Raw genomic sequence first — 11,558 nt, forward strand, 5'->3', positions numbered from 1 at the left:
GAGGATGCCGGGCGTACCGTGGGATAGAGCGTTGCAGGATGTAAGAGGGATCGGGTCAACCCCTTCGCGGGTAAACCCGCTCCCACAGGTTCGGCGCCGAACCTGTGGGAGCGGGTTTACCCGCGAAAAGGCCATCAATCATTGCGAATAAGTGCGCAGGAAATTGCCGATCCGGCCAATGGCCTGTTCCAGATCATCCACCCGCGGCAGCGTCACCACTCGGAAGTGGTCCGGCCATGGCCAGTTGAACGCCGTGCCCTGGACGATCAGCAGCTTTTCCGACAGCAGCAGGTCGAGCACGAATTTCTCGTCGTTGAAGATCGGGCAGACCTTCGGATCGATCTTCGGGAACGCGTACAGCGCGCCCATCGGCTTGACGCAGCTCACTCCGGGGATGGCATTGAGCAGCTCGTAGGTGCGGTTGCGCTGCTCCAGCAGGCGCCCCGGCGGCAGTACCAGGTCGTTGATGCTCTGGTAGCCGCCCAGGGCGGTCTGGATCGCGTGCTGGGCCGGCACGTTGGCGCACAGGCGCATGTTGGCCAGCATGTCGATGCCTTCGATGTAGCTCTGGGCGTGGTGCTTGGGCCCGGAGATGATCAGCCAGCCGGAGCGGAAACCCGCCACCCGGTACGACTTGGACAGGCCGTTGAAGGTCAGGCACAGCAGGTCCGGGGCCAGCGACGCGGTGCTGATGTGCACGGCCTCGTCGTAGAGGATCTTGTCGTAGATCTCGTCGGAGAACACCACCAGGTTGTGCTGGCGCGCCAGCTCCAGCATGCCCAGCAGCAGCTCCTTGGAGTACACAGCGCCGGTCGGGTTGTTCGGGTTGATGATCACCAGGGCCTTGGTGTTCGGGGTGATCTTGGCCTTGATGTCGTCCAGGTCCGGGAACCAGTCGGCCTGCTCGTCGCACAGGTAGTGCACCGGCTTGCCGCCGGCCAGGCTCACCGCGGCGGTCCACAGCGGGTAGTCGGGGGCCGGAATCAGCACCTCGTCGCCGTTGTTGAGCAGCGCCTGCATCGACATCACGATTAGCTCGGACACGCCGTTGCCCAGGTAGATGTCCTCGATGGTGACGCCTTCGATGTCCTTCTGCTGGCAATACTGCATCACCGCCTTGCGCGCGCTGAACAGGCCTTTGGAGTCGCTGTAGCCCTGGGCGGTGGGCAGGTTGCGGATCACGTCCTGGAGGATCTCGTCCGGCGCCTCGAAACCAAACGGCGCCGGGTTGCCGATGTTCAGCTTGAGGATGCGGTGGCCTTCCTCTTCCAGGCGTTTGGCGTGCTTGAGCACTGGGCCGCGAATGTCGTAGCAGACATTGGCGAGCTTGTTCGATTTGCTGAACTGCATGATGAGATCCCGAGTGAGAATACGCGCCGCCCTCTTGCGAAAGGTTTGAAAGGGCGGGAAGCGGGTGCCAGACTTGCTGTCTTGCACACGAAGCCAACTAATATACGTGCCACCCGCGCCAGGGAAAAGCCGGTGCGAGGTGAAATTCAGCCTGCCGAGGTCCCACCATGCAAAAGATCGACAAAACCCTGGACGAATGGCGCGCCATGCTCGATCCGGCCCAGTACCAGGTGTGCCGGCTCAAGGGCACCGAGCGGCCGTTCAGCGGCAAGTACAACAGCGAGCGCCGCGACGGTATCTACCACTGCATCTGCTGCGACCTGCCGCTGTTCGACGCCAAGGCCAAGTTCGATTCCGGCTGCGGCTGGCCGAGCTTCTATGAGCCGATCGAGGAGGCCGCGATGATCGAGATCCGCGACACCTCCCACGGCATGATCCGTACCGAAGTCACCTGCGCCCAGTGCGACGCCCACCTGGGCCATGTATTTCCCGACGGCCCGCCGCCGACCGGGCTACGCTACTGCATCAACTCGGTGTGCCTGGACCTCAAGCCACGCGATTGACGGAGAGCGAACATGGCCGATGCACTGCTGGACATCCCTTGCGTCACCCTCGGTGGCGAACAGAAAGTGCTGGGCGACTTCGCCGGCAAGGCGCTGCTGGTGGTCAACACCGCCAGCCAGTGCGGTTTCACCCCGCAGTACAAGGGCCTCGAACGCCTGTGGCAGGACTACCGCGACCAGGGCCTGGTGGTGCTGGGCTTTCCCTGCAACCAGTTCGGTAAACAGGAGCCGGGCGACGCCCGCGAGATCGCGCAGTTCTGCGAGCTCAACTTCGGCGTGAGTTTCCCGCTGTTTCGCAAGATCGAGGTCAACGGCCCCGGCGCCCACCCGCTGTTTGCCGAGCTCAAGCGTCGCGCGCCGGGCGTGCTGGGCACACAGAAGATCAAGTGGAACTTCACCAAGTTCCTGGTCGATCCGCGCACCGGCAAGGTCAGCCGCTTTGCCCCGACCACCAAGCCCGAGGCGCTGAAGTCGGCGATCGAGCCGCTGCTCAACCGCTGACCGGCACCCAGTGCTCGATCAGCGCCAGCAGTTCCTCGCGGCGGAACGGCTTGGCCAGGTAGTCGTTCATGCCCGCGGCGCGGCAGCGCTCGCGCTCCTCGGGCATGGCGTTGGCGGTCAGCGCGACGATCGGCAGCTCCGGCCAGCGGCTGCTCTGGCGGATGCGCCGGCTGGCCTCGTAGCCATCCATCACCGGCATGTTGCAGTCCATCAGCACCAGGTCGTAGCTGTCCCGTTCCAGATAGTCCAGGGCCTCCTGGCCGTGGGCTGCCACCTGCACCTGGCAGCCGAGCTTGCCCAGCATGCCCTTGGCCACCAGCTGGTTCACCGGGTTGTCCTCCACCAGCAGGATGCGCGCCCGCAGCTCCCGGGAGGCCGGCACTTCGTGGGGTAGCGGCGTGTTGGGCTCGCCCTGCAGGGTGCGGCGCAGGGTCTGGTACAGGGCATTGCGCGCCAGGGGCCGGGCCAGTTGCTGCAGGGGCGCCAGTTGCTCGGCCTGCTCGGTGGGCAGGAAGTTGCCGTAGGCGGTCACCAGCAGGATCGGCGCCTCGATGTCTGGGCGCAGGTCGAGCACATGGTCCAGGTCGTCGGTGATCAGCAGGTCGACCGCCGCGCCGGCCAGTTCGCGGGCGCTCTCGTGGCGCGCGTATTCCAGCCCCCAGCGTGGCAGCAGCCCCTCCAGCAGCTCGGCCAGGCCGCTGCCGGGGTTGCCCAGGGCCACCACCCGCCCGCTCAACGGTGCCGGCGGGATCGCCTCGGTGTGCGCCGGTAGTGGCAGGTCGGCGCTGAAGCGGCTGCCGAAACCGGTTTCGGAATGGATATGCAGATGTCCCTGCATGGCCTTGCACAGGTTGCGGGTCAGGGCCAGGCCCAGGCCGGTGCCGCCGTACTGGCGGGTGATGCCGGCGCCGGCCTGGGTGAACGGCTGGAAGATCCGCGCCTGGGCCTCCTCGGGGATGCCGATGCCGGTGTCGCTCACCTCCAGGCGGATGCCGCCGACGATGCTGCAAAGGCGCACATCGACGCGGCCGAAGCGGGTGAACTTGAGGGCGTTGGACAACAGGTTGCTGACGATCTGCCGCACCCGGGTCGGGTCGCCCAGCACCGTGCTGGGGAAGTCCGGGGCGACCAGGCAGGTCAGCTCGACGCTGGGCGCGGCGTTCTGCGACAGCAGGTTGGCGGTGTCCTCGACCATGGCGCCGAGGTCGAACGGAATGCGCTCGAGCTCCAGCTGGCCGGCGTCGAACTTGGACAGGTCGAGGATATCGTTGAGCAGCTCCACCAGCACCTTGCCCGAGTCGTGGGCGATCGACAACTGCTGGCGCTGTTCGGGCGCCAGGCCGCTGTCCAGGGCCAGGGCGATCATGCCCAGCATGCCGTTGAGCGGGGTGCGGATCTCGTGGCTCATGTTGGCCAGGAAGGCGGCGCGGGCCTGGGCCATGTCCAGGGCACGCTGGCGCGCCTCGTCCAGCTCCTGGTTGGACAGGCTCAGCCGGCTGTTGCTGGCCTTGAGCTCGGTAGTGCGGGCCGAAACGATATCTTCCAGCTCGTTGAGGTACTGGGTCAGGCGGTTCTCGGCCGTGCGCCGCTGCTGGATCTCGGTGGCCATGCTGACGAACTGCTGGTTGGCGACCCGCACCAGCACGCCGATCTCGTCGTTCTCGTGACCCTTGGGGCAGTCCACGCGGTTCTGCCTGGGCGTGCGCGCATCGTTGCCGCTGAGCGCGCCGATCACCGTCACCAGCGGCTTGGTCAGCATCAAGTAGAACAGCCCCAGGAGGATGCCGGTGAGCACCAGGCTGCGGGCGAAGCCATTGACCAGGGTGACCCCGGCGCGATCGAGGAAGCGCCCGCCGAAGGTGTAGGTGTCGACATCCAGATAAAGGGTGCCGAGGTATTCATCGGGCATGTGGGCGAGGAACAGCCGGTCCTGGAACTGGCGCTGCTCGCCGAACAGGAAGTCCGACAGCGCTCGGTAGCGGCTTTCCATGCTGGGACGCTGCACATCGGCCAGCACCGTGTCGTTGTTGTCGATCAGCCGCGCGCGGATCAGCGCCGGCGATTTCAACAGGCCGCCGGTCAGCTCCTGGGCCAGCTCCGTGTCGATGTTGTAGGCGATGCGCGAGGCCGTGTCGTGGCTGATCTTCAGCAGCGCCTGAATTTCACGGTTGATGGACGCGTCTTCGCTGGCATAATCGATGCCGATCTGGATGAGACTGAGCAATGTTCCCAGGATGAAGCCGACCAGGACTGTCAACCGGGCTTGCTTGTATGACAGGCGATTGGTGAACTTGATATCCATGGGTCCCAAGCCGGTTACTTGCTCCGTGCGCTGCGCAAGCATAGCCGATCAGCCCTGGCTGCTGGCGGGTCTGTCGAACATTCAGCTTTTGTCCGTGCCGGCCCCTTCGCGGGTAAACCCGCTCCCACAGGGTCCACTGCCTGCTGTGGGAGCGGGTTTACCCGCGAAGGGGCCGGCACGGTACCGAAACCTGATTTGCAGGAGCCCTCATGGACCCCCGCCTTACCGCTTTCCTTGACCGCGCAGAATCCGTCCTCGCCCGCCTCGAACCCCTGCTGCCGGCCCCGCGCCCGGACATCGACTGGACCCGCACCCTGGCCGCCCGCTGGCAGCGCGACGGCCGCAGCGGCTACCTGATGCCCCTCGAAGTCAGCCTCGACATCCGCCTGTCCGACCTGATCGGCGTTGACCAGCAGCGTGAGCAGCTGGGCCGCAACACCCACCAGTTCATCAACGGCATGCCGGCCAACCACGCCCTGCTGTGGGGCTCGCGCGGCACCGGCAAGTCGTCGCTGGTGCGCGCCCTGCTGGCCGAGCATGCGAGCCAGGGCCTGCGCCTGATCGAAATCGAGCGCGACCACCTGGCCGACCTGCCGCGGGTGGTCGAGCAACTGCAAAAACTTGAACAACGCTTCATCCTGTTCTGCGACGACCTGTCGTTCGAAGCCGGGGAGGGCGACTACCGGGTGCTCAAGAGCGTGCTCGACGGCTCGCTGGAGCAGGCCCCGGACAACGTGCTGCTGTACGCCACCTCCAACCGCCGCCACCTGGTGCCGGAGAAGCAGAGCGACAACGAGAACTGGAAGATGGTCGACGGCGAGCTGCACCCCAACGAAGCGGTGGAGGACAAGATCGCCCTGTCCGACCGCTTCGGCCTGTGGCTGTCGTTCTACCCGTTCAGCCAGGAGCATTTTCTCAATGTGGTCGAGCACTGGATCGGTCAGCTGGCGCGCCCGGCCGGGCTGCAGTGGCAGCGCAGCGAAGCGCTCGACATCCTCGCCGTGCGCTGGGCCACCGGCCGCGGCAACCGTAATGGCCGTTGTGCCTATCAGTTCGCCCGCTACTGGGTCGGGCTGCAATTGCTGGAGCAGAAATAAATGATCGACCTCAACGCCAGTGGCCAAGGTCTCGACGGCTACGACCTGCTGGCCGCGCAAGTGCAGGCGCTGTTCGCCGACGAGCGCGACTTCATCGCCAACGCCGCGCAGTTCTCGGCCTTTTTGTACAACCAGGTGGACGACCTGAACTGGGCGGGCTTCTACATCAACCGCAACGAAGAACTGGTGCTCGGCCCGTTCCAGGGCCAGGTGGCCTGCGTGCGCATCCCGTTCAGCCGGGGCGTGTGTGGCGCCGCGGCGGCCACCCGCACGACCCAGCGGGTCGAGGATGTGCATGCGTTTCCCGGGCATATCGCCTGTGACAGCGCGTCCAACAGCGAGCTGGTGATTCCCTTGGTCAAGGCGGGCAGGCTGATCGGTGTGCTCGACCTGGACAGCCCGAAGCTGGCGCGCTTCGGCGAGGCCGACCAGGCGGGGCTGGAGCGGTTGGTCGAGGTGTTCCTCGAGTTGACCGATTGCTGAAATGAAGAAGGGGCCTGCGAAGGCCCCTTTCTGCATCAAGATCGCTGGGTGCTGCTTCGCAGCCCTTTCGCGACACAAGGCCGCTCCTACAGGCGACCGCGATCCCCTGTAGGAGCGGCCTTGTGTCGCGAAAGGGGCGCAAAGCGCCCCCAGGATCCGTCAGGCAACCAATCAGTCGTAGATCACCTTCTTCTTCCAGGTCTCATCCTCGTCGGTCTTGAGCCCTTGGGTCAGCGCGTTCTGGTCGTTCTCCGCCGGCTCCATCTGGTCCAGCACCTGGGCATTGGCCCGGTTCAGCAGTTTCTCAAGGTAAGTCAGCTGCTCTTCATACTGCTTGGGCTCAGGTTGCTTGCGCAGGTACTGCACGCCGCGCTCGAACGCCAGGCGCGCCTGCCCTGGCTGGTTCTGCTGCAGGGCCTGCTGGCCGAGGTTGTTGAAGAACTCGATATGCAGCAACACCAGGATATGGCGGATCTCCTTGACCCAGTACTTGCCTTCGTTGGTCGCCAGGAAGCCTTCCTGGGTGGCGCGCACGATCTGGTTGTGCAGCAGCTCCAGCAAAAAGCGCACATCCTTGGCCTTGACCTCGGTGTGGATCGGCGAGGGCGGGTTGCTGACCGGAATCCTCTCGCCCTGGGCGATCAGCCCTTCCAGCTCGGCGATGCGCGCCTTGAGGTCGCCACTGTGCTTGTCCAGGGCCAACTGGCGCTGGTTGAGGTTCAGTTCCAGGCGGGTCAGCAGCAGCTTGAGCGCGGGCGTCATGAACTGCCCGGGGAAGGTTTCGGTGATTTCGCCGCAGCGGCGCAGGCGGTCGGCCAGCTCGACCTTGAGCCGTGCACGCTCGAGCTTGCCGTTCTCGACCACATTGTTGAGGTAGCCGATCACGATCAGCAGCGCGATACCCGCAACGATAAGCAGGGTGATCAGAAGTGGTGTCACCGTTAACGCCTCATGAAGAAGTTTTGCATCTATCGAGAGTGTAGTAAGTCCGCCCGAAAGCGAACAGTGCAGCCTGGCGGACAGTCCTGCGCGTCCTTGAATCCGTGAAGCATTCGTGGGAGCGGGTTTGCCCTGCGATCAGGCCCTCAAGCCTTGCCTCTATCTATCGGCCCGTAATCCAAAACCTACAGATAGTGGCACATCGCTACGAGCTTGCCGAGCCAACGTCAGAAAAGCAACGCCAATCCCCGGACGCATCCTGCACCACCGCCCATGACGACGGGAAGTCATTGATTTAAATAAATTTCTACAAAGGGGTTGACGACCTTCCAAGGCATCCATAGAATGCGCGCCACTTGCAGCGTAAAGCACACAGCGAAACGCGGCAGGGAGTGAAAGCAAGCAGTACTTTAATAGGTAATGCGAGCAGCGTGTCCCCTTCGTCTAGTGGCCTAGGACACCGCCCTTTCACGGCGGTAACAGGGGTTCGAGTCCCCTAGGGGACGCCACATTGCGGGAATAGCTCAGTTGGTAGAGCACGACCTTGCCAAGGTCGGGGTCGCGAGTTCGAGTCTCGTTTCCCGCTCCAGTTTCTCCGGCACTGCTTCGGCAGGGCAGGAAAAGAAAATCCAGGCTGAATCGTGAGGTTCATGTTCTGGTGCGCTGAAAAGCGTCGGCTTAGTCCCCTTCGTCTAGTGGCCTAGGACACCGCCCTTTCACGGCGGTAACAGGGGTTCGAGTCCCCTAGGGGACGCCATATTTGCGGGAATAGCTCAGTTGGTAGAGCACGACCTTGCCAAGGTCGGGGTCGCGAGTTCGAGTCTCGTTTCCCGCTCCAGTTTCAACGCATCGTTTTCGGCGGTGCAGGTGGTGAAGGTCGTCGAGGCGCTTCACGCCACATGCGGTAAAGCTTCACCCTGCGGGAATAGCTCAGTTGGTAGAGCACGACCTTGCCAAGGTCGGGGTCGCGAGTTCGAGTCTCGTTTCCCGCTCCAAATTGAAAACGCCACTTCGTTTGAAGTGGCGTTTTTTTTCGTCTGTGAGTTTTTACCCTACCTGGTTGTTGTCAAACACATTCAACTAAAAGCTACATCCTGATGTTGGAAGCACTCTGGCTAGGCGAGCGCTGGCTCGAGGGCCTGGGGATCGAGAACTTGGGTTGGAAATATGTCGGATCTGCAGCCGTTGTGTTCGGGGCCCGCCCCATGCGTTGGATAGCCATGCCAGTGACGTTGTCCGAGAGCGCCAGGCCCATGGATACGTAACCGGCCACCATCGCCGCCTTGGCCAAACTGGGGTCCTGGCTGAAGTTGGCAGCCGTTTCTATCCCGAAGGATACAGTCTGGGCAATCGTCCCCGCCACGGACATGCCGGCCATCACGACTTGAGGCGCCGCTGCCATGACTGCGGCTGTGACCAGCCCAGATGAAGCTACCGCCGCAGATACACCCGCAGCGATCCCTGCCGCCGCTGTGGTGCCAGCTATCGCCCCGGCGCTGGCTGCTGTTGCTGTAACAGATACTGCTATCGCGCCTGCCGTCGCGCCGAGCGTCAAGATGGTCGCAACTATGGACAGTGCCGTGAATAGAATTCCTATGCCCAGGGCTATCCATACGCCATTGCCCCTGTCTTGTTGTTGGCGGATCCATATTTGCTCAGGTGTAAGTTCCAGTCCCCTTTCTCCCCGGCCGGCGAGCCCCCGTTCTCCGCGCTCCGCCAGGCCGCGGGAGGCTCTCCCCGTCGGGTCGCTGAAGGTGATGGGGTTGCCCTGGCAATAGGCGTAGCAGTTGATACCGCCATTGCCAAAGGGGCTCAGCGTATCCGGGGCATGGAAGCGCATCAGTTCCGGATTGTAGGCACGGTGACCACGGCCGAGCAGGTACCAGCCACTGTCGGGGTCAAGGTACTCGCCGTTGAAGCCCAGCAGGCTGGCCAAGGCGCCGAAGCGTTGGCCGTAGGCACTGTAGCCAGGGTGGCGGGTGGTAGATTCCGGGCTGTCGGCAATCACGCTACCACTGGCAGTGCAGCTGAACATGCGAGTCGCGGCGGCATCGCCTGCTTGCTGTTGGCCCAGTGGAAGGTCCCCGGCATGCAGCAGGTGTGTCTGGGTCTCGCCATGGATGGCCAGGCGCAGGCGGTTTTTCTCGAAGTACAGCAAGGTGTCGTCGGTGCCCTGGCCCTGTTTCGTGCGTATCAGGTGGCCGTGGGCGTCATAGTGATAGGTGCCGCCTGCGCTTTTCGCTGTTTTGCTTACTTGCAGCAGGCGCTTTTCGCTGTCGTAGTTCATCGACCGGCCTTTCTCGTCGTTGAGCTGGCAGCCATTGGTGTCATAGTCGAACCGGGCGGGCGTGTCGGGCCTGGCGGGTGAGTAGACTATCCGGCTCAGTTGGCAGGGGTCCTCCTCCTCGTACTTGAAGGTAGCGGTGTGTTCTGCCTGATCCTTGAGCGTGGTCGTGCGCGAAAGAATGTTGTCCAGTTCGTCGTAAGTGAATGCCTGTGCGATGTATTCCTGGTCCTGCTCATTTCTCGGCAGGTCACGGCCCGAGCACAGGTGCGTCAGGAGGCGGCCACGCTCATCGTAGGTGAACGCCTCTTTCAGAAGGCTGGTTGTGCCTTCCTCCAGATGGCGCAGCTCAAGCAGGTTGCCCTGGGCCCATTCCTGCGTGATTGAGCGTTCCGGTTGGGCGCCGCGTATGAAGGTGCGCTTCTTTTCTCGACCTTGATCGTCATAGGTGAAGGTGGTGGTGAGCTTTTCCTGGGTTTGCAAGTCCACCAGCTCTACGCGCTCCACCTGCCCGAGCGTGTCATAGTGAAAATTCGATTCCAGGTTGCCCTGGGTGGTCTTTTTCGGACGGCCATGTTCGTCATAGCTGAACGTGCTGTCGGGGCCATTATCGGCTTTTTGCCAGCACAGGCGGCCGTGTAGCGATATGCCCTGGCGGATCGTGTAGAGCGGATTGTCCCGGTCATCGCTCCAGCGTTCCAGGGTGGCGCGGTTGTTCCAGTCGTACTCATAGGTGCGCACGCCGTGTTGGTTGATGGCCTTCTCCAGGCGTGCGCTGGCTTTGTTGAACCTGAACTCGGCGTCGCCTTCGGGAGCCTTGGTGAGCGTCGGGGAGTCTGTCAGCTGGGGGTTATAGTCAAAGCTGATTTCGTCGCCTTTCGCCGACAAGTGCCTGGCGGGGTGTGTCGCGCCAGCCGGATAGAAAAGCTTCTCCGTTCGGTTGCCTGTCGTTTTGCTTCCCAGGCGATCGAGGCCATCGAATGCCTGGCTGCCGAGTGAACGGTTCAAAACGCCGGATTTGCTGGTGCGTATCGCAATGGGAAGCTCTTTGTGGGTATGTTCGGCGTAGTCACGTGTCACCTGTGTGCCGTCGGCCAATGTCGTTTGGGTCACGCGATCCCAAGGGTCGAAATCGAAACGTGTGGCGTGGGTGCGTTCGTCGGTTTGCACCCTGCAGTTGCCCAGCCCGTCGTACTCGTAGTTCTGCTCGGCATAGGGCCTCCCGTTCGCCAGCAGACGCTGGGTTTTTATGGGTTTGTCGAAGGCATTCAACCAGGTTTGCGTCTTGCCGCTGACCCGGGGCGCGCTACCCGAGCCTTGGCGCCAGGCGTTTTCAACACGGCCTCTGTAGTCGGGGCTGCCGGTAGGCTCGATGAACTTGTGTTGCTGTACACCATCGGCGCCTGTCACGCAGCATTCTTCGCCCCAGTTGTTGTAGGCGAAGGTGCGTGTCAAGGGCAAGGCTATTGGCGGCGGGGTGGGGTTGTCGACTGTTGGCATCTGCGGGAGGTAGTCGGTCAACGTCTCGCTCACCTTCTGGCCGAAGGTGTTGTAGGTGATGGAAACGGTTTCCATCGATTCGCTCAGTTTGTTCTCGTCAATGTGGCTGCGGCATTCGCGTACCGGCCTGCCCAGGCCATCCACGTAGGTGGTGGTGATGACACCGCGCACGTTGGTCATGATTTGCTTGGTTTCAGTGCTGTTTGCACTGCAGAGCGTGTAGTCGTAATGGCGTGTCGCTTTAAGGGCTTCGTCATCCGGAGCGACGATCTCGTCTGTTACCCGGCGTAGCTCATCGTACTGGGTGAGAATGCGCACGCCGTTGTTGTCTTCGAACAGTACCGGCTCGCCGGTGAGCAGCGAATGGGTCAGGGTCAGGGTCTTCTGTCGCGACTCTTCCGGGCTGCCGCCGTCCTTGTGGTCCCACCCGGTCACGGTCTGGAAGGTCGTCAGGACCGGCTCGTTGGCGAGCAGCGTGCGGCGCAGGGGCGTGACTCTGCCTTGAAGCGCCTTGACATGCGCAGGGAGCTCCGCCGGTG

General features: G+C 63.0%; 8 protein-coding genes and 5 tRNA genes. 9 read left to right on the plus strand and 4 right to left on the minus strand.

The window, feature by feature from the left end; genetic code table 11:
• Positions 1-138 precede the first annotated feature (138 nt).
• The gene (locus DMX06_RS10225) at positions 139-1,350 is read right to left on the minus strand and encodes a pyridoxal phosphate-dependent aminotransferase (RefSeq protein WP_110736676.1); all 1,212 of its coding nucleotides are present in this window, start codon (positions 1,348-1,350) and stop codon (positions 139-141) included.
• Positions 1,351-1,517: 167 nt separating this feature from the next.
• On the opposite strand from DMX06_RS10225, the gene msrB reads away from it, so the two are divergent.
• Positions 1,518-1,913, plus strand: coding sequence for a peptide-methionine (R)-S-oxide reductase MsrB (gene msrB, locus DMX06_RS10230; protein ID WP_110736678.1), 396 nt, complete (start codon positions 1,518-1,520; stop codon positions 1,911-1,913).
• A gap of 12 nt (positions 1,914-1,925) precedes the next feature.
• Positions 1,926-2,414: a glutathione peroxidase gene (locus tag DMX06_RS10235; RefSeq protein ID WP_069017516.1), complete on the plus strand. Its 489-nt coding sequence runs from the start codon at positions 1,926-1,928 to the stop codon at positions 2,412-2,414.
• On the opposite strand, the gene DMX06_RS10240 is transcribed toward DMX06_RS10235, so the two are convergent.
• Complete coding sequence (locus tag DMX06_RS10240) at positions 2,404-4,758, minus strand: response regulator (protein WP_110736679.1); 2,355 nt, start codon at positions 4,756-4,758, stop codon at positions 2,404-2,406. The genes DMX06_RS10235 and DMX06_RS10240 overlap by 11 nt on opposite strands.
• Positions 4,759-4,925: 167 nt before the next feature.
• Here DMX06_RS10240 and DMX06_RS10245 point away from each other — a divergent pair, with 167 nt between their 5' ends.
• Positions 4,926-5,813, plus strand: coding sequence for an ATP-binding protein (locus DMX06_RS10245; protein ID WP_110736681.1), 888 nt, complete (start codon positions 4,926-4,928; stop codon positions 5,811-5,813).
• The gene (locus DMX06_RS10250; protein WP_110736683.1) at positions 5,814-6,296 is read left to right on the plus strand and encodes a GAF domain-containing protein; all 483 of its coding nucleotides are present in this window, start codon (positions 5,814-5,816) and stop codon (positions 6,294-6,296) included.
• 171 nt (positions 6,297-6,467) lie between these two features.
• Here the strand turns inward: DMX06_RS10250 and DMX06_RS10255 are convergent, their stop codons facing one another.
• Positions 6,468-7,235 carry a hypothetical protein gene (locus tag DMX06_RS10255; RefSeq protein WP_110736685.1) on the minus strand — a complete coding sequence of 256 codons (768 nt, stop codon included), beginning with the start codon at positions 7,233-7,235 and terminating at the stop codon, positions 6,468-6,470.
• 433 nt (positions 7,236-7,668) lie between these two features.
• On the opposite strand from DMX06_RS10255, the gene DMX06_RS10260 reads away from it, so the two are divergent.
• The 5 genes from DMX06_RS10260 to DMX06_RS10280 all read left to right on the plus strand — a co-directional run bounded on the left by DMX06_RS10260 (position 7,669) and on the right by DMX06_RS10280 (position 8,230).
• Positions 7,669-7,744 (plus strand) — tRNA-Glu (locus DMX06_RS10260).
• Positions 7,745-7,748: 4 nt separating this feature from the next.
• Positions 7,749-7,824: transfer RNA gene (locus DMX06_RS10265), tRNA-Gly, on the plus strand.
• A 92-nt stretch (positions 7,825-7,916) separates the two neighbouring features.
• Positions 7,917-7,992 (plus strand) — tRNA-Glu (locus tag DMX06_RS10270).
• 5 nt (positions 7,993-7,997) lie between these two features.
• Positions 7,998-8,073 (plus strand) — tRNA-Gly (locus DMX06_RS10275).
• A gap of 81 nt (positions 8,074-8,154) precedes the next feature.
• Positions 8,155-8,230 (plus strand) — tRNA-Gly (locus DMX06_RS10280).
• 92 nt (positions 8,231-8,322) lie between these two features.
• Here the strand turns inward: DMX06_RS10280 and DMX06_RS10285 are convergent.
• On the minus strand, positions 8,323-11,558 hold a 3,236-nt coding region (locus tag DMX06_RS10285), incomplete at its 5' end, for an RHS repeat-associated core domain-containing protein (RefSeq protein WP_146232197.1).

It is taken from the genome of Pseudomonas mosselii, assembly GCF_003205295.1.
Taxonomy (GTDB): domain Bacteria; phylum Pseudomonadota; class Gammaproteobacteria; order Pseudomonadales; family Pseudomonadaceae; genus Aquipseudomonas; species Aquipseudomonas mosselii_B.